Source organism: Mesotoga infera (assembly GCF_900157305.1).
Taxonomy (GTDB): domain Bacteria; phylum Thermotogota; class Thermotogae; order Petrotogales; family Kosmotogaceae; genus Mesotoga; species Mesotoga infera.
Window position 1 is genome coordinate 1,201,921 of record NZ_LS974202.1, and the last position, 18,577, is coordinate 1,220,497.

Consider the following 18,577-nt stretch of genomic DNA (forward strand, 5'->3'; position numbering starts at 1 on the left):
CCAATATCCTGGAAAGTCCTTTCTCATGAGCAGTCTGACAAGAACCACTCAGAGAGCTGATCTAATTGCGCTCTCAAGATCCTCGGAAAGGACTTCAATTTCCTCCAATCCTGCGTGAATCCGTATTAGAGAGACATTCTCACCGGGATCTCTGTGAGAAACCGCATAAGGAGAGACGAGGCTCTCATAACCGCCCCAGCTTACTGCCCTCCTGAAGAACTTGAGAGAGTTCACAAACCTCTTGATCCTGTCGATGTCTCTTGTTTTGAGCTTGAACGAAAAGAGGCCGGAACCTCCCCTCATCTGCTTTTTCGCAAGAGAGTACTGATCAGAAGATTCGAGCATCGGATACAGGACATATTCAACGGCTTCGTTTTCCTGCAATCTTCTGCTGAGCTCCATCGCATTCTGGAAATGAACCGGCATGCGGATGTGAAGAGTCCTGATTCCCCTTAGTATCAACCAGGCGGCAAAGGGATCGGGCACGGCCCCGGTATTTAGAAACTCCTTTTCGAAGATTCTCTTGATATCTTCATTCGAACCGGCAACGACACCGCCGACTACATCGCTGTTTCCGCCAAGGTATTTTGAAGCCGAATGCACCACTAGATCAACTCCGAAATCAATCGGATTCTGATAAATCGGAGTTGCCCATGTATTATCGATTATCGTCTTGATTCCCTTTGATCTTCCCAGCGAGGCCACTTCGGTCAGATCTTGAAGTTTGAAAGTGAATGTCGTTGGGCTTTCGAGATATATGATCTTTGTGTTTGGCCTTAGCGCCGCTTCAAGTTCATTCGCATCGCTTCCTTCCACAAATGTGTGTTCTACACCGAATCTCGCCATATACTTCGCTACATACGTGGATGTCCAGCTGTAGCAGTCCTTGATCGTCACTATGTGATCACCGCTCTGCACGAAGGCCGAAATACTGGAGACTATCGCAGCAACGCCAGATGCGAAAAGCTTTGCTCTCTCTGCATGCTCGAGCGCAGCCAATTTCTGTTCAAGAATGTTTACGGTCGGATTGTTTCCCCGAGTGTACAGAAAGTGGTTCGTCTCATCTGAAATGGCCGTTGAAAAATCATCAAAGTCCTTGAACGAGAAAATCGAAGTCTGGAACAACGGAGGATTGACCGCTCCAGAAGGTAAATCCTCTTCTCCAAGATAGTGCAAGATCTCTGTTATGTGCTTTCTCTGCATCCTAAAAATCCTCCAGTCCTTTTATCCTTTTATTGCGCCTTCGGTAAGTCCGGCAATTATATATCTTTGGGCAAAGGCAAACACTATCATCGTCGGCAAGAGAGAAATAACGAGTCCCGCGCTCAAGACATCCCAGCTTATACCTGCCTTTGAGATGAAGGAGTTCAGCGCAACTGGAACCGTCATCTTTTCATCCGAGAAGATGAACATCGAAGCCAGAAACAGCTCGTTCCAGATGTTCACGAAGGCAAAACTGAAAATCGCCGCCAGTCCCGGCTTGGTAAGGGGAAATACGACTCTGAACATTGCCTGCAGAGTATTGCAGCCGTCAATCACCGCGGCCTCCTCCAGCGAAACGGGGATCCTGTCAAAGAAGCTCTTTGACATGATAGTGCTGAAAGCAATTACCATGGTCACATAGAGGATGAACAGCGTAGAAAGTTTATCGGTCATCCCGTAATTTGCGAGCATTACAAACAGCGGAGCCATAAGTATGAACGACGGCACCATCTGCGTGAAATACATGGCAAGCAAAGTCCCGTTCCTGAATTTTTTCGCCTGAATTCGAGAGAGCGCATAGCCGCTGAACATGGATATTAGCATGGCTACGAAGGCCGCAACAAGCGCCACTATTGCGCTGTTTCGAAAGTAGACCCCGAAGTTTGCGAAACCAAAGAGCTTGGCGTAACTCTCAAACGACAACTTCGCAGGAAGATACTTCAGCGGAAAGGTGTAGATCTCTCTGGAACCCTTGAAGGATGTCACCGCTACCCAATAGAGGGGCAAGAGCGCAGCCAAAAGATACAGCCCGAGAGCGAAGATCTTCAATATCTTGCCTACAACTTTCATGAGCGCCTTCATAAGGTAACCTCCTTTCGGGAAGAGATTTTCAGGAATACAATCGCATAAAGCAGCAGCATCGACATTATTATGAAGCCAATCGCCGCACCCTGGCCGTAATCATAGAACTGGTAAATCCTGTTGATCATGTGAGTCGCCAATATTTGCGTCGAATTGGCCGGCCCCCCACCGGTCATTCCATAGATTATCTCAGGGAAATTCATGATCCACATAGTCCTTAGAAGGACCGTGCTGATAATGGTCGGCCTTATGTAAGGTATGGTTATTTTGAGCAATTGCTTGAACCTGTTGGCTCCATCGATTCTCGAGGCTTCGTAAAGCTCGTCAGGAACCGATTGAAGAGCTGCCAGCAGCATGATTGCGAAGTAGGGTATCCCATACCAGACGTTGGCGATTATCACTGACATCATCGCATACTTCGGATTAGAAAGGAAGCCGATAGGATTGCTTATTATCCCCAGCCTCACAAGAATATCATTTACTATCCCGAACTGGCCGTTGAACATCCACGCCCAGATAAGACCGATAGCAAAACCCGATACTGCCCACGGATAGAATACTAGAGCCGAATAGATTCCTCTGCCCTTGAAAGGCTTTCTCATCAGGAGAGCAAGACCAAAGCCGAGCCCGAATTGGAATACCAAAGAGAAAGAGACCCATACCAACGTATTGACAACTATTCTGAAAAAATCGAAATTGCGATCGTTTATTATTGCTTTGAAATTTCCAAGTCCTATAAACCCTATCTTAGAGAGATCGAACATATTGTAGCGTTGAAAAGCCATAACTCCGCCACGAATAATGGGAGTGTACGTGAAAACAATCAGGAGAATGAAAGCTGGAATCATCATTATGAAAAACTTCCAGAAGCTCTTTCTCAAATCCAACACCTCTCAGTAGACCGCTCTGAATACTTCAGAGAAACGGCACGGCGTCTAAATCATCGAATCTTTTTCCGCCGTGCCGAATCGTTAGTCAATCTCTTTCAGTTCTTAATCAGTCTGCCCAGTACTCGGCCCATTTAGCCGCAACGGCTTCGATCGTTGTCTCGCCAAGGAGGAGTGACTGCATATCCTGCTGATGAATCTCGGGCCAACCCGGCCACTTTTCGGAATCTAGAGGATATGACGCGAAGATGTACTTCTCCGGATGGCTCATCATGTAACTCCATGCCGTGTAGACGCCGGAGCTGAAGTATGGATCATTCTCATATGTGGAAGAATGGATTGGAAGCGGGCCGTAACTCTTGCTGTAGTATGCGTTAACCTCGGGGCTAGAGATATATTTAATGAACTCCCATGCCTCTTCCTTGTGCTTCGAGTATGATGGGATTCCCAGCCCGCTGAATCCATAGTCCAGATAAGCTTTCCCCGAAGGACCTACTGGAACCGGGACCACTGTGTAATGCTCTCTTCCAAGCATCTCGTCTACTAGGGCAACCGTATCCGGGTCCTGAATAAGGAACGGAGTAATTCCCGACACAAAGGCATTGACCTGTTCGTTGAATCCCCAGTTGATTCCGTCAGCGGGAACTCCTCCTTCGAAGAGTCTCACATACATCTTAAGTCCCTCAAGCGCCCTCGGGTCATCGAAGTAGACATCTCCGGACTGAGTCTTATAGATATTGGCCGCATCGATGTCACTCAAGAATGATGTGGCGATCAGATCAGAGAATTTGAACTCCCAGGACTTTCCTCTGAATCCGAATCCGAACTGATTCTTGTCCGGATCCGTGATCTCTATACAGAGTTCAACCAGTTCGCTCATCGTCTTTGGAATATAGTTGACGCCTAATTCTTCGAGGACGTCCGTTCTCACGAAAAGTCCCTTGATGAAGAAAAACTGCGGCACGATGAATGCAGTGTCATCTACCGTTCTTGCGGCCTGATTCGCGACGAAAGTGAGAGTGTCATTGTGCTCCCAGCCAGCCAGATAGCTCTCAAGGTTCTCCAGCTTTCCGTTGTTCACGAACTGCTTCACTGTGTAGTCCCTGACTTCGATGATGTCAAGGGGCTGGTTGGTATTGAGCATGAGCGTTGCCCTCTGATCGGCCTGCTCATAAGGCGGAGATATGAGATTTATCTTGATATCCGGATTCTTGGCCTCGAAATCTGCGATGATTTCCTTGATTACCTGTGTCCTCGCAGGACTCGTAAGAACCTCGATGAAATTGAGCGTGACTACGCCGAATGAAAACACTCCGATTAACATTACCAGTAGCAGCGAAATAAAAACTCTCTTTTTCATTTGCATGCCTCCTTTTGTAGTTTTGTGGTGCTAATCTGTTAGTGCCTTGCTCATCAAGTAACTGAATATCGCATAACTCGCGGCTCCGGTCGAGAATGCTTCAAATTGGTCATTGTTGCCCTCCAAAAGCCGAACTCGATCTCCTGAAAAGAGGTTGGATTCGAAAGAGCTTTTCAAAGCTTCGAAGAAGATCTCTCCAAAATCCAGAAGTTTTCCATTGACTACTACGGCTTCCGGACCAAAAATGTTGGAAACAAGCGCCGCAATCCGACCCAGTTCATCGCCGACTCTTCCGATCACAGAGGCCGTTCTTCGACCTAAGGCAGATCCTTTGCGGAGAAACTCATCGATACTCCCGAGATTCTCTCCAAGCTCAGAGTTAAGAGCCGAGACAATTGTATCCAGACTCAAGCCGCTGTTATCGATTGGCTCATCACAGAAGCTCTTAAGAAGAGCGTAGCTGATCTCTCCAGAATAACCGAAACTCCCGCTGTAGATCTCATCTTTCAGGATTATTCCGGCGCCAATTCCTTCGTCGAAATACAGACTTATAAAGGAACTGATGTCTCTGCACTTTCCGAAGCATTTCATGCCAAAGGCCGCGCCATCACTGTCATTAACGAGAAAGACAGGAAGGCCAAACTTCTTCTCCGTAATCTCTCCTATCGCAAAATTACGCCAATCACTCAGACCAAATGGAGAATAGACTACCCCACTCTTCTTGTCGAGTGGGGAGGGAGCCCCAATTCCAATAGCATCTACCCTGGTTTCATTCCTGTAAGACTCATTAATCAGTCTTTGAACAACATCGAAGAGATTGGCCGTGGCATCGGCCCTGGTCTTGTTCGAGACTGACTTAACACACGAAGCGAGAAGCTTGCCGCTAGCTGACATGACCACACCTGTCGTACTGCCTCTTGCGAGGTTCACTCCGACAACTGTTGCAGCATCACTGGGTATCCTCACAGGAATCGGCGCCTTGCCGACAAGACCCATCTTCTCACCCGGAAGCTCTTCAGCTATCCCGAGATCAATCAGCGATGCAACAATCGAGGAAATCGTAGTCTTTGTTAGCTCTGTCTGCCTCGCGAGCTCGACCCTTGGTGTGCCGGGCTTTGCGAGGAGAAGCTGGATGACTCTTCCGATGTTTTTTCCTTTAAGGTCGCTGGGCTTGGATATCACTCGCTCACCTCAAGCAACTAAAGAAATCTATTTAGTAATAGTCTATTACTAAATATTATATACTATTTATCCACTAAATAAAAGGAAATTCAAGTCAAATTATGTTCATTTAGAGACGGTTAAACCCGCTGAGGAGTGTTCAACATTCGATTTCACCTAAGGACCTCTCTCGAGAGTCCATCACTGAGGGCAAGTCAAAAAGTTAAGTGCCAATCATATACTGGTGCTTGTACGAATGCTGTGGTTAGCCCCTGAAAAACATGATCTTTATCCTCCCTTGAGGAACTAATCATTACCCAAAAGTCAGGGAACTAAACAAAGATCATATCATGCTCCTTCTCCCTTGGCAGTACATGCTGTATTTGGCTCCTGATGATCCTGATCTTAAATCTTCCCTTGAGAGAGGAGGGCCACGAAGTGGCGGAGGGTGTTCTCTTGAGAGCAGAAGAGCGAGATCTTGGTTTTCTTACCTCTAACCTCTGACCTCATTCCTCTTACCTCTGTTTAGAGACGAATGAGAAGAGCGAGATCCCGTATAGGAGCACTACGGGATGACATTAGTGTCGCACTACGGTATGAAAGCCCCCTCACGTCATTCTGGCATGTTCCTAGCCAGAATCACGTTCTTCTTCCTTCCCGTCATGCCGGACTTGATCCGGCATCTCCGCTCCTTCGAAAGAGCGAAAAAGCGAGATCCCGTATAGGAGCACTACGGGATGACATGAGGGGGAGCGTTTCAGGGCAGGCTCTCCTTTAACGTCATCCTGACGCGCTCCCAGTCAGGATCCCGGTCTTCCTCCCTCACGTCATGCCCGGTCTTCGCGAAAAACGGGGACAGACACGAAGAGATTTGTCAGTCCCCATTTTTCGTAGGATCATTACGGGATGGCGGGATGCGAAAAAAACGAACTGAACCCGTATCCATCTCGAGCGGATTCGTTTTGCATGAGAACGAATATGTGCTATTATCGTTTCATGGCGATACGAAACGGGCGGTGAGCATTCTGAACACAGATGAGTTAATTCAATCGCTTGAAGAGATAAAGAAAAGGAAGGAAATGGAGCTTCCTAGATTGTTGAGGCCTTACTTCGAAGAAATAGATATGAAGAACAGGGCAGTACTGGTCTTTGGATCTCGTGGTGTTGGAAAGACTACATTCCTTTTGAACAGGTTCAGAGACAGAAGAATGCTCTACCTGTCGGCCGACAATCCTCTGGTCGCCACAACTGACCTCTGGAGTATAGCGAGTACAGCGTTTGTCAGGGGCTACGAAGGAATAATCGTCGATGAAGCTCACTATGCGAGAGACTGGAGCGTTCATTTGAAGGCCATCTACGACGCCTATCCGACAAAGCTAATAATAGCCAGCGATAGCAGCAGCCTTATACTGAGACAGGGTATTGCGGATCTCTCCAGAAGATTTTCCAGAGTCCGCATCCCTCTAATGTCTTTGCGAGAGTATATATACCTGAGAGATGGAGCGCTTTTGCCGCTACTCAGTCCATTCGCTCTCGACTCTTCAGTGGTCAAAGAGATAATGGGCAGTACAAACGTTCTGGCTGCTTTCGAGGAGTATCTTGACCGCGGGTTCAGGCCGTCATATCTGGAGTGGGACTACAAAGAGCAGATTGAACACATTATCGAAAAAACGATTCACGGCGATGTCCCGTTCTTTGTGCCTCAAATCTCGGATATTCACTTTAGATTGATGAGCGCCGTTCTGGGATTCCTGGCGATATCGAAAGTCCCTACCCTCAATATCGAGAGAATGTGCAGAGAATGGGGAATAGGAAAGAGAAAACTCTATGAACTTCTCTCGGTTATGGACGCAACGGGTATAATAAGGATAATTTTCAAAGAGAATGACAATCGAACCTTTTCCAAAGGCGAGAAGATATTCTTCGGCGACCCTTCTTTCTACTCCATAGGCTCAAAAAATACAGGCACAAGAAGAGAGGCTTATGTAGCCGAGGCCTTCGAAGACGCGGGTAGCAGAGTCTTCGCCTGCCCGGACGAGCGAAACGGGGACTTCCTGATAAACGAAACACTCGTTGAGGTGGGCGGAAAGAACAAAAAAAAGAAGCACGCAGACTTCGTAATAAGAGACGACACGGATGTTCCTCACTTGAACTGCATCCCGATGTGGATCCTTGGCTTTCAGTATTAGTAAATGAAACATGTTTTCGTGGTGCCAGTTCCGCTTCGCGGGCAGAAGATCGGTGGAGAGTGGGGAGAAAGAGCGTTATCGAGAGTTGGCTGCCGGTTGTTGGTAAGAACGAGATCCCGTATAGGAGTCCTGAATTTGATCATATCAGGACAGGCTCCACTGGATGACACGGGATGACAGCCCCCTCACGTCATTCTGGCATGTTCCTAGCCAGAATCACGTTCTTCCTCCTTCCCGTCATTCTGAGCTTGACTCAGAATCACGGTTTTCTAAGGAGTGAATCCCGGGTCGGAGCCCGGGATGAAAGGATGGGGGCATTCTGGATGCGTAACGTCGAGGACCGCTCTTTCCAAGGACGGGTCCATGATCTGGGACGACTGACGAAGGACGGCTCTTTCCGGTCTTCTCACAGACATCTTCCGATGCTTTTCATATCCATCGTCTCTTCCAAAAAGAAAATGCATCCGGGCCCATTTTATGTCGGGCTAAGATGCATCTTCTGTCTTTCTCGTTCAGAACTGACCTGAGATCAGTTCGCTGTGACGTTTTTGTGGTCGGGGCGACTGGACTTGAACCAGCGACCTTCTGCGCCCCATGCAGACACGCTTCCAACTGCGCCACGCCCCGTACTGGAAAATTGTATCATAACCGGCACTCTCTTTCAAGAGCGAGGCGGCATCGGGTGCGGTCTTTTCGAGCACCCCAGAATCGTTCTATTTGACTTCGAAGGTCAGAAAGTCAAGTTCTTTTCCGTTGTTGTCCGTATCGTGGAGTCTGAAATCGTACATTCCGGGTTTTGCGGGAGCCTTGAAGGTCATCGTCCCTTCGCTCATGCCGTTCAGGTATTTAAAAGTGAGATCGTGCTTGTCGTTTTCGGCCTCGCTTCCGTGTGGTATTTCGGAAGGCACTATTCCTATCCATGCGTTGGACGGTAGTGTCGTCGCGATGAAGAAACGTAGTTTGATCTCCTCGCCGGGAGTGAAGGTCAGCTTTTCGAGAGACATGTTGATCGAGTTGAGCGGTTTCGGCTCTTCGACTTTGTACAGTATGCTCTCGATGTCTTCCATGTTGTATTCGATCACCGTGCCGTCTTTCAGGGTTATTATTAGCCTGGCCGTAGAGAAGGCCAGCGTGGCTACAACTATTATCATGAAAAATAAAACGAATCTCTTCACAGAACCACCTCCAGTTGAGATTATAGAATATCGGCGGCCGTTATCACAGCTTTCACAAATGTGATGTTAAAATTTCCCGAGGAGGTGTTTGCGATGACTCTTACGAGTGTACTTGTCGCGGTATCGGTTCTGCTTACGATCGTGGGGCTGGTTTCTACAATCTATATGATGATTCTGATCTCCAAACTCTAGTTCTCTATCTCGATACCGGCCGGCCTGTTCCTCCGGTGTGGTTGTACACACGGTCTAGGTGTAATGATATAATATATGTAATATAAATATACCGAGGAGGAGAAACATGAAGATAGCTATACCAGTAATCGATAACGCCGGTCTTGAATCGAGAATATCCGAGCATTTCGGACACGCCCCTTACTTCGCGTTCGTCGTCGCGGAAAACGGTGGCATCCTCTCCCACGAAATAGTCTCCAACCCCTTCGAAGAACATCAGCCAGGTCAGATACCCGATTTCGTTAAGAGTCATGGAGCGAACGTTATAATCACGCGCGGTATGGGTTCCCGGGCCAAGCAGTTCTTCCAGGCACTGGGGATTGAGGCCATAACCGGCGCCGGAGGGACAGTGAAGGAGTTAGTCGAAAGCTATCTCGACGGCAAGCTGCAAAGCAGAGATTACGAGCCCGAGGGTCACGGACAACACCACAACCACTGAGGCTCTCGACAGGCGTGGAGGAGAGGGATGAGAAATATGAGGGGAAGTAGAATGGGTATGGGAAGGCCCTGGATCGAGCTTTATCTGCTGTTGCTAATAGCCGAGAAGCCGGCCCACGGATACGAGCTTTCAACCAGGTTGGAGGAATTCGAGGTTCCGATATTCAGCGTCGGTCAGATGGGAAATCTCTACCGTGTGCTATCTAACATCGAAGAGATGGGGTTGATAACCTCCGAGTGGGACACCGAGGAGGCCGGCCCGGCCAGAAAGATTTACAGGATAACCACACCGGGCCTCGAATATCTCAAGAACGCCGAGATGAGGATACGAAGATTCAGAGACAACATCGACGGCTTTTTGAAGAGAATAGAACAGCTTAAAAAGGTTTGAGCGGAAGGTCAGTCTTTCGCTATCACCAGGTTTAACCTTCCGGAGAGCTTACCGGCCGTCTCGCTGTCTATTAGGCCGTCCGTTATCATGCAATCGATCTCGTCCAGATCCACCGATTTGAAGGGAGCGATTCTGTGAAATTTGCTCGAGTCGCAGACTACAAAGACCTGTCTGGAAGAATCGACCATGGCCCTGTTCAGAAAAGCGCTCGATTCATCCACTGCGAAAACCCCACGCTCGATATCTACCGAGTTAGCCCCTATGAAGGCCTTATCCACCATGACGGTTCTGAGATACTCTATCGCGACGAGGCCGACGGTTGACATATTGTGCCAGTCGAGGTTTCCGCCCAGCAGCGTGACGCCCGGACCTATGTAATCGGCGGTCTCCTGGGCGATCGCAATGCTGTTGGTGATTATCTGAACGTGTTTTCCGCTTTTGACAAGCAGTTTCGCGATCTGGAGCGTCGTGGTGCCGGCGTCCAGTATTATCGTTTCGCCGTCTTCGATTCTTTCGAGCGCCGCCGCGGCGATTTTTAGCTTTTCCACGTTGTGCTGGTTGATACGCCTGTTGAAAGAGACCTCGAACCTCTTCTTGTTGCTCAAGACCGCGCCTCCGTGGAAGCGTTCGAGAAGCCCTTCGCTTTCGAGCTCGGCCAGGTCCCTTCGTATCGTCGCGTGGGAAGTGTTAACGATTTTGCAGAGCTCGTTCACGCTTATGCTCGAGTTGCTGGCTATCAGTTTCAAGATTTTTTCGTGTCTTTCCAGTTTGGTCATCTATCTTCCCCCAACGGTAAGATATTTTATGATAACACAACGTTCTGCACATTCCCGGTTTCGGATCGTATTTTCGCCGGTATGGATCTTTCCATTGTTTTTCACTCAATTAAAGACGTTTATCCGTCTTTCTTTTCTTTTTTCTTGTCCTTACTGTGTGTTCTGGTGGTTGATTTACTTTGATCGAAATATTAGTATTAGATCATAAACGATCATAAGATGCAAATCCTTTTTTCATTGGAGTGATGTTTATAAAAAGTATAAATTCAGGGATTATAAGTCGTTTCTTTTCTTTCGGTTTCGGATTAAACGAAGAAAAAGGAGCAATAGGTCCTTCGCTCATAAATCTGCTCGAAGAAGGTGTTTCGGCCTTTAACCTTTCGGCCAGGAACGTTGTGAACCCGCCGAGTCTATGGAACCTGATCGGTTTTATAAGGGAACGGTCGGGATCGATCCCTTTCATCATGTCCGATGAAGAGGGCGGACCGGTGAAGAGACTGGTGCCGGGTTTCACAAGGGGGATAAGCCATATGGGTCTGGCGAAGGCCGGCCCCTCCATGGCTTACGACATGGCCAATTGCATGGCCCGGGAAGCTTCGGCAGTCGGAGTGAACGTGTTTTTCAGTCCTGTCCTCGACTGCAACAGCGAGACAGCCAATCCGATAATAGGCATCAGGTCTTTTTCGGCCGATCCTCACGAGACTGCCCTCCTCGGCGCCGAGTTCTGCAAGGGTCTTCATTCGGCCGGCGTTTTGACTACGGGCAAACATTTCCCCGGCCACGGAGCCACCCGGGAGGACTCCCATCTCTGCCTGCCGGTGGTGGACATTTCCGAGAAAACCTTCCGCAGCGTACATCTCTTCCCCTTCGAAAAACTGATCGGGGAGGACCATCTTGATTTCCTTATGACGGCGCACATAGTCTATCCTTCGATCGACGATAAGCCGGCGACGCTTTCCAGAAAGATTCTCACCACCATCGCGAGGGAGGAGCTGGGGTTCACGGGCGTCATCATAACCGATTGTCTGGAAATGGACGCGATGAAGAAAATTTACGGCATAGAACGTGCCACGGTCGATGCTTTCAACGCCGGCGCAGATATGATTCTTCTCAGCCATACTCCCGAACTTCAAAGGAAAGCGATCGAGGCTATGAAGGGGGCTGTGGAGGATGGAACCATACCGATGCGACGCGTGAAGGAAAGTCTCTTGAGGATTGAAGAGACCAGGGAGAAACTCTCCCGCCAAGATTATCCATATTGCCGCGCCGACTTTTCAAGGGCGTTGTTCGCTCCCGACGATTCCCTGCAGAAGGCCCTTGCCGAAAAGAGCGTGGTGATCTGGAGAAACGGCGGGAATATACCCCTTGAGAAAAACTCCGCGATAGTGCTCGTCGAGCTGAGTCCCACGGTCACGGGTTTGAACGAAGTCGAGGTCTCAAGCTCGGTAACCAGGAAGATTGTCTCCCGCTTCTTCAAGATCGAGCGCAGTTACACCCTCGGTTACGATACACCGCCCGATAAGCTCGTCGCTCTGGAGGAACTCGTCAATTCGGGCGCTTCTCTGGTGGTGATAACTGCCTCGAGGGGCTCTGAACAAATAAAGCCGCTCAGGGAAACGCTCGAAAGGCTGGCCGGCAAGAGCGGGAAGTCCATTCTCATTTCTGGAAGAGATCCCTACGATGCCGATACTCTTGAAGCTTTCGGCGCGTCACTGGCGACGTTCGGCCTGCTACCCGATTCGATCGAGGCAGCCTGTATGGCTATCTGCGGAGAGTTGAAATGAACATCCTTCTGATTTCCGAGGAGGGAAGGTCGAAGGAAGCTCTGAAGGCCATGTTCAGCGAGCATGGTTTCTTCCTCGCGCAGACGCTAGAGGAAACTACGGATCTGGGTCGAGTCGATCTGGTTGTTATAGGCGCCGGCAGGGCGACGACCTTCGGATCGCGGCTGGGCCGTGGTGTGTTGAAAAAACTGGCCCGATACGTTTTCGAAGGCGGAAGGTATCTTGGGATATGCGCCGGCGCGTACCTTGCCCTCCAGCCTTACAACAGTGAAACAACCGGGTTCAACCTCTCTCCCAGAGAGGCGCTGGATATAGGTAACTGGAATAGGGGCTGCGGCGACGTGAAAATCAGCTGGGAGGGCCGGCCCTGCGTGGTTCATTACGAAAACGGACCGATCTTCGGTGGCGCGCCCGACGGTTGCGAGGAAGTAGTTGCGTTCTACATCGATGGTTTCGATGATGTCATGAAAGATGGAATCGCAGCGGTAAAGGGCCAGGCCGGAAGAGGCAGGTACTTTCTTTTCGGGTTCCATCCAGAATTGAAGGAAACTACCCGGTTCATGTTGGAAGAAGCGATCTATTTCCTTTTCCGGAAGGAGTGTTGAACTTGTGGAAGCAGTATTTTTCCAGACTGGAGAAGATTCTGGAAACGGTGGAAAGGAATGAAGGTTCGAAAATTGAGGAGGCGGCGCAGCTCATATTCGGAGCGCTCCAAAGGAACCGGCTTGTTTATGTGTTCGGCACCGGCCACTCCCATATGCTCGCCGAGGAGATGTTTTACAGGGCCGGAGGTCTAGTGTCGGTTTATCCGATTCTCGAGACTTCTCTCATGCTTCACGAAAGCGCCGCGCGTTCCAGCAAGCTTGAAAGGCTTCCCGGCCTGGCCCGGGTGATACTGGAGCGTTACTCCCTGAAGGAGGGCGACGTGATGATCGTCGCTTCAAACTCCGGAGTCAACGCTGTCCCGGTCGAGGTCGCCATGAGGGCAAGAGAACTAGGCGTCAGAGTGATCTGCATAACTTCCATAGCCCACTCTACCTCGGTGGAACCCAGAAACCCCGCCGGAAAGAGGCTTTTCGAGGTTGCCGACGTCGTTATAGATAATCATATTCCAATAGGGGACGGTCTTCTGGATATCTCGAACACGAAAGTGTCGCCGGCTTCTACGGCCGTGGGCGCGACCATACTCAATTCGATCGTCGGACAGGTGGCATGGCTTTATTCGAAGAAAGGGGAGCTTCCACCGGTTTTCAGCAGCGCCAATACGCAGAACGGCGACCTGGAAAACTCCGAGCTGATACAGATATACCGGAAAATAATTCCGATCTTGTAAACATAGGGAGGTGTTTGTATGAAAAGGTTCTTGATCCTTCTAGTTCTTCTCCTGTTGACGGTGGGATTGATGGCAATCGAGTTCGACGGAGCCGCCATAATGAAAATGGCGATCAATCTGAACACGAAGATCAACGATTCGGGTCGCGTGATTCCCGATACCATCGAAATTCCGGGAACCGATAGGAGCGTCTCGATGGAAGAGGCTCTGTATCTGATCGCCAAATGGATGGCTATATACGGTGCCAACGGAGAGAAGATAGGACAATTACCGGAATCTGTGCCGTACATCGAGGTTAAGGCTCCACAAAAGCAGCTCCAGGGCGAAATAGGCGGCATGATAAACTGGCCGGATATTTACGAGGTTTCCAAACAAATCACGGCGAAACTTGAGGCCGACCCGCTCATCCCGTCGCAGGTGGAGTTCCTTCTGAACGGCGAGAGTATGGCCGTCATGACTCCGGATATTCTGCTGTACGTACTGACGAGATCGGTGAACTGGGTGAACGACAACGGCAGCATGCCCAACTACGCATCGCTTAGAGAGGTTAGCGGACCCAGCAATTGGCCGCCGGTAGAGAAAGCCACTTCCGAAGTTATCGAGAAGATCCCGGGTAGCGAAGGAGAGATCAGGGCTGTGTGGGCCTGGTCAACCGATTTCATATCTTACGGCGTGGACAGGGCCGTCAATGAATTGAAAGAGGCTGGCTTCACGGATGTGTTCCTGCTTGTGAAGGGGACGGCGGGGCAGGTCTCGTGGCCTTCTGCGATCGCGTACGAGAAGATCTCCGATACGACGATACTCGAAAAGACCGTCGCGGCCTGCAGAGAGGTCGGGCTCAGAATACACGCGTGGTTCGTCGTGAACCAGGACCAGGCATATCTTAAGAGGTTCCCGGAATCCAAGATGTGGGGAGTTCCGATCGAGGAAGGCGCCGATCCTCAGAAGGCCGGCTCGACGGTGGACTTCGTTCAGGACACCCGTTACAGAGAGTACCTGATCGATCTAATGAAAGAGGTAATTTTGCTGTACGACGTCGATGGGATACATCTGGACTATATAAGGTATCCAACCGGAGCATGGGGCTGGGGCCCTTACAACATAGGCAGGGCCTGGCTCGAGGGACTCGATGTTGATTTCCTCATGGAGACGGCTAAGGAGACATGGAGCTCCGTCGGCGACAACAAGAAATTCATCGATCTGTACAGGCAGTTCATATATTTCGATATCAACCGCTGGGTAGAGATGAGAATGGACGACATAAGGGCTTTCGTGGAAGAGATCAAGGCCGGAATAGAGTCAGTGAAACCGGAGATAATCTACAGCGCCTCTCTTATGCCTGAAGGTGGAGACATAGACGCCGCCTCCAATGGATTCGCGATGGTACACTACGGTCAGAGGTACGCCGATTTTGGAGAACTATGCGATATAGTAATCCCGATGACGTACCATCTTGATTTCGGTGAGAAGGCAAACTGGGTCGCCGACGTGGCGACCGGAACCAGGGACGTTATGAAGTCCGACACCAAAGTCGTAATGGGCATTCAGGCTTACGATCTCTCACCGGCCGAATTGCAGAAGGCTATATACTACGCCAGAGGCGCAGGGGCCGACGGAATCATGTTCTTCAGGTTCGGTACGCTGTTCGGCAACGAAAATCTCAAAAACGCCATGCTGGAAGCTCTTAAGTGAGAGGGGGAGAGACTATGAAAGGTAAATTGCTTATTTTTCTCGCGATCGTGCTTCTCTCGACGTCGCTTTGTGCGAAGGAGATCACTTTCTGGTTCGCCGGAGGCGATCCCACTCTCGATCTTCCCGTGGTGCAGAGACAGGTCGAGGAATTTGAAAAGGAGACAGGCATAAAAGTCAAACTGGTTGTCGTGCCGTGGGCCGAGGATCCCCACACGAAACTGCAGGTGGCCATAATGTCGGGAAAGGCGCCCGATCTGGTGAAGCTCGGCTCTCCTTTCGAACATGTCCTGGCGCGCTTCGGCGTGCTCGAACCGCTAGACGGTCTCATCTCGGAGGAACTGAAGGAGCAGCTTCTTCCTTCCGTACTGACGGCAAGTTTTTACAGATCGATAACGCCGAAAGACATGACGGGCAAGCTGATATCTATCCCCTATTTCACGGATACCAGGGCGATCCTGTACAGAAAAGATATCTTCCAGGAGCGGGGCGTGCCGGAACCGATAGGCTGGACCTGGAGCGAGTTCGTCACGTACGCCAAACAGCTCACCTTCGACAGGGACGGCGATGGAAAGATAGATGTTTATGGTTTCGGAACGGCGGCCAACTACACTTACCAGGCGGTCATGTATGCCTGGCAGGCCGGAGGGGAGCTCATGGGAGCCGACGATAGACCGGCCTTCACGACGGATGAATTCAACGAAGGCATCAAGTTCTACGCCGATCTCTTCAACGTGCACAAAGTCGTTCAGCCGGGCGCGATAAACGTGGATCTATGGGACGTGAGGAGACAGCTCGCCGAGGGTACGATCGCCATGTACATAGACGCGGGCGATAGCGCCAAAGAGCTCCAGAAGATTTTGGGAGACAACCTCGGGGTGGGATTGCTCCCCAGGAACGAGAAAACCGGGAAATTCACATCCTACTTCGGCTCGGACGCTCTGGTGATACCGAAACAATCCAGAAACAAGGCCGAAGCCGCCAAGTTGCTCGAATGGCTGGTGGATAAGGACCGCATGACCGAATACTGTATCGTCTCGGGCTTTCTGCCGGCCAGACTCGACTCGGCGGCCGATCCGCACTTCTCGGACAGTCCCGTCGTCTCGATGTATCTCAGGCAACTCGAAGACGCGCACGCCTGGATAGCCCACCCTGAGGCCAACTTCATCGCCAGAACGTTGAGAGTCGAGATCCAGAACGCCATTTCCGAAAACTCCGATATCTCGGCGGCATTGAAGAGGGCTCAGGAACTCGTTGAGAAACAGTTGAAAGACAAGGGCTTTTTGAAATGAGAAGAGGAGAGAGCTCCGCTCTCTCCTTGTATTTTCTACGAGGAGGTTTATAGATGCCCAAACGCAGGCTCTGGCGCGATACTTTGGTGGCATATCTCTTCTGTGCGCCGGCTTATACAGTCTTCGTACTTTTCATATTCATACCGATAATCTGGGCTCTTTTCTTGAGTTTCTACGATTTCAACATAATGACGTTCCTCTTCCCCGATTTCGTGGGGCTGAGGAATTACCAGAAACTGCTTACAGATCGTTATTTCTGGCTGGCGTTGAAGAACACGGCCGTCTTCTCTATTATGTACGTTCCCATAAGCATTCTGGCCGGTCTCGTCTTCGCGCTGATGCTTCAGGAGAGATTCCCCGGGAGGAATATCTTCCGTCTCTCGATATTCATACCCAGTGTGATCTCCATGGTTGTTGCCAGTATAGTCTGGATGTTGATCCTATCACCCGGCTCTTCGGGGCTTGCCAACAGGCTTCTCGCGGCTTTCGGGCTCGAGTCGAAGGGCTGGCTTTCCGACTCGCGGCTGGCGATGTTTTCGATCGTTATTGTGATGGTCTGGAAGGACTTCGGCTACAATATGCTGATCTATCTGGCCGGTCTTCAAAACATTCCCGAAGAGCTTTACCAGGCCGCTGAACTGGACGGCGCTTCAAAGCTGCAGAGGATACTGAAGATAACTCTGCCTCTTTTGAAGCCGACCACCTTCTTTTTGAGCGTGACTACAATAATCGGATCGTTCCAGATATTCACTCCGATTTATATAATGACCGGGGGCGGTCCCGGGTACGCGACGACCACACTGGTCAACTATCTGTACACCAAAGGTTTTCAGGAGTTCGAGATGGGTTACGCGACGGCGATCAGTTTCGTTCTCTTCGTTATACTGCTGGGACTGACGATTGTCCAGAGAAGGCTTTCTCGCGACGCGGACACGGTCATATGAGGGGGGATTGGGATGAATAAAAAAAGCAAAAAGCTCATCTGTGGATTGGTGAGATACTTGGTCCTTATAGGAGTTTCCCTATTCACGCTGATGCCTCTTATCTGGACCTTCTCTACCTCCATCACTCCCGATACCGGCATAGTGACTTACAAGATAATTCCGAAATCCGTGACGCTCGATAACTACCAGGCCGCGTGGGATTATCCGAGGCTGTTCGACGAGAATGTCACGCTCGGGACCATGTTCCTCAACAGTATCCTGGTGGCCGGGGCGGTCACCCTGGCGAGCCTTCTCTTCGATTCCATGGCCGGCTATGCGCTGGCCAGAAAGCAGTTCTTTGGCAAGACTCTGCTCTTCTGGGCCGCGCTTTCGACACTCATGATCCCCTTTTACGTTATAGTGATACCCCTCTACCTTATAATACTCAGGATGGGACTGATAAATTCTTACACGAGCATGATAATCCCTTTCATGTCGAGCGGTTTCGGGGTCTTCATGTTCAGGCAGACGTTTTTCAGTATCCCCCTCGAACTGGAGGAGGCGGCAAGGATGGACGGCGCGAAGGACTTCTATATATACTGGAAAGTGATGCTGCCACTGGTCAAACCGACGATAGCCACGATGGCCATCATGAAGGTCCTCTGGTCGTGGAATATGTTTATCTGGCCGTTGCTGGTAATTCAGGATTACTCGAAGATGCCGATCAACCTTGGTTTGACCGTCTTCAGGGGACACAACATAACGCGCTGGGGGTTGATGAGTGCCGGTATGATAATCGCCACTATCCCGGTTCTGATTCTCTTCTTATCGCTTCAGAAGTGGTACATACAGGGACTCACATCGGGCGCCGTAAAGGGGTAGTT

General features: G+C 50.2%; 17 protein-coding genes and 1 tRNA gene. 10 read left to right on the forward strand and 8 right to left on the reverse strand.

Annotated features, from left to right (window positions below):
* Positions 1-48: 48 nt before the first annotated feature.
* The 5 genes from aar to MESINF_RS05455 all read right to left on the reverse strand — a co-directional run bounded on the left by aar (position 49) and on the right by MESINF_RS05455 (position 5,493).
* The gene (aar, locus tag MESINF_RS05435) at positions 49-1,203 is read right to left on the reverse strand and encodes a bifunctional L-alanine/L-glutamate racemase (RefSeq protein WP_169698888.1); all 1,155 of its coding nucleotides are present in this window, start codon (positions 1,201-1,203) and stop codon (positions 49-51) included.
* Positions 1,204-1,224: 21 nt separating this feature from the next.
* Positions 1,225-2,064: a carbohydrate ABC transporter permease gene (locus tag MESINF_RS05440; protein WP_169698889.1), complete on the reverse strand. Its 840-nt coding sequence runs from the start codon at positions 2,062-2,064 to the stop codon at positions 1,225-1,227.
* Positions 2,061-2,945 (reverse strand): carbohydrate ABC transporter permease, encoded by an 885-nt coding sequence (locus MESINF_RS05445; RefSeq protein WP_169698890.1) that lies wholly within the window; start codon positions 2,943-2,945, stop codon positions 2,061-2,063. Before MESINF_RS05445 ends, MESINF_RS05440 begins: the two co-directional genes overlap by 4 nt.
* Before the next feature lie 115 nt (positions 2,946-3,060).
* Positions 3,061-4,311 (reverse strand): ABC transporter substrate-binding protein, encoded by a 1,251-nt coding sequence (locus MESINF_RS05450; protein ID WP_169698891.1) that lies wholly within the window; start codon positions 4,309-4,311, stop codon positions 3,061-3,063.
* A gap of 30 nt (positions 4,312-4,341) precedes the next feature.
* Positions 4,342-5,493 carry an ROK family transcriptional regulator gene (locus MESINF_RS05455; protein ID WP_169698892.1) on the reverse strand — a complete coding sequence of 384 codons (1,152 nt, stop codon included), beginning with the start codon at positions 5,491-5,493 and terminating at the stop codon, positions 4,342-4,344.
* A gap of 893 nt (positions 5,494-6,386) precedes the next feature.
* On the opposite strand from MESINF_RS05455, the gene MESINF_RS05460 reads away from it, so the two are divergent.
* Positions 6,387-7,661, forward strand: coding sequence for an ATP-binding protein (locus tag MESINF_RS05460; RefSeq protein ID WP_231936879.1), 1,275 nt, complete (start codon positions 6,387-6,389; stop codon positions 7,659-7,661).
* A 551-nt stretch (positions 7,662-8,212) separates the two neighbouring features.
* Here MESINF_RS05460 and MESINF_RS05465 read toward each other — a convergent pair.
* Positions 8,213-8,288 (reverse strand) — tRNA-Pro (locus MESINF_RS05465).
* 86 nt (positions 8,289-8,374) lie between these two features.
* Complete coding sequence (locus MESINF_RS05470) at positions 8,375-8,836, reverse strand: hypothetical protein (RefSeq protein WP_169698893.1); 462 nt, start codon at positions 8,834-8,836, stop codon at positions 8,375-8,377.
* A 298-nt stretch (positions 8,837-9,134) separates the two neighbouring features.
* Here MESINF_RS05470 and MESINF_RS05475 point away from each other — a divergent pair, with 298 nt between their 5' ends.
* Positions 9,135-9,506, forward strand: coding sequence for a NifB/NifX family molybdenum-iron cluster-binding protein (locus tag MESINF_RS05475; RefSeq protein ID WP_169698894.1), 372 nt, complete (start codon positions 9,135-9,137; stop codon positions 9,504-9,506).
* A 27-nt stretch (positions 9,507-9,533) separates the two neighbouring features.
* On the forward strand, positions 9,534-9,896 hold the full coding sequence (locus MESINF_RS05480) for a PadR family transcriptional regulator (RefSeq protein ID WP_169698895.1): 363 nt from the start codon (positions 9,534-9,536) through the stop codon (positions 9,894-9,896).
* An 8-nt stretch (positions 9,897-9,904) separates the two neighbouring features.
* Here MESINF_RS05480 and MESINF_RS05485 read toward each other — a convergent pair whose 3' ends face one another.
* On the reverse strand, positions 9,905-10,672 hold the full coding sequence (locus tag MESINF_RS05485; protein WP_169698896.1) for a DeoR/GlpR family DNA-binding transcription regulator: 768 nt from the start codon (positions 10,670-10,672) through the stop codon (positions 9,905-9,907).
* Positions 10,673-10,917: 245 nt separating this feature from the next.
* On the opposite strand from MESINF_RS05485, the gene nagZ reads away from it, so the two are divergent.
* Genes nagZ through MESINF_RS05520 form a run of 7 tightly spaced genes read left to right on the forward strand, consistent with a single transcriptional unit; the run spans position 10,918 to position 18,575 of the window.
* A complete protein-coding gene (gene nagZ, locus MESINF_RS05490; RefSeq protein WP_169698897.1) occupies positions 10,918-12,456 on the forward strand; it encodes a beta-N-acetylhexosaminidase in 1,539 nt (512 codons plus the stop codon).
* Positions 12,453-13,061 (forward strand): BPL-N domain-containing protein, encoded by a 609-nt coding sequence (locus MESINF_RS05495; RefSeq protein ID WP_169698898.1) that lies wholly within the window; start codon positions 12,453-12,455, stop codon positions 13,059-13,061. The genes nagZ and MESINF_RS05495 overlap by 4 nt, the downstream gene beginning before the upstream one ends.
* Positions 13,055-13,789 (forward strand): SIS domain-containing protein, encoded by a 735-nt coding sequence (locus tag MESINF_RS05500; RefSeq protein WP_408631263.1) that lies wholly within the window; start codon positions 13,055-13,057, stop codon positions 13,787-13,789. The genes MESINF_RS05495 and MESINF_RS05500 overlap by 7 nt, the downstream gene beginning before the upstream one ends.
* An 18-nt stretch (positions 13,790-13,807) precedes the next feature.
* Positions 13,808-15,481: a glycoside hydrolase family 10 protein gene (locus MESINF_RS05505; protein ID WP_169698900.1), complete on the forward strand. Its 1,674-nt coding sequence runs from the start codon at positions 13,808-13,810 to the stop codon at positions 15,479-15,481.
* Positions 15,482-15,495: 14 nt separating this feature from the next.
* A complete protein-coding gene (locus MESINF_RS05510; RefSeq protein WP_169698901.1) occupies positions 15,496-16,770 on the forward strand; it encodes an ABC transporter substrate-binding protein in 1,275 nt (424 codons plus the stop codon).
* A gap of 53 nt (positions 16,771-16,823) precedes the next feature.
* Positions 16,824-17,714, forward strand: a complete 891-nt coding sequence (locus MESINF_RS05515) for a carbohydrate ABC transporter permease (RefSeq protein ID WP_169698902.1) — start codon at positions 16,824-16,826, stop codon at positions 17,712-17,714.
* Between the two features lie 12 nt (positions 17,715-17,726).
* Positions 17,727-18,575, forward strand: coding sequence for a carbohydrate ABC transporter permease (locus tag MESINF_RS05520; RefSeq protein ID WP_169698903.1), 849 nt, complete (start codon positions 17,727-17,729; stop codon positions 18,573-18,575).
* The last annotated feature ends 2 nt before the right edge of the window (positions 18,576-18,577 follow it).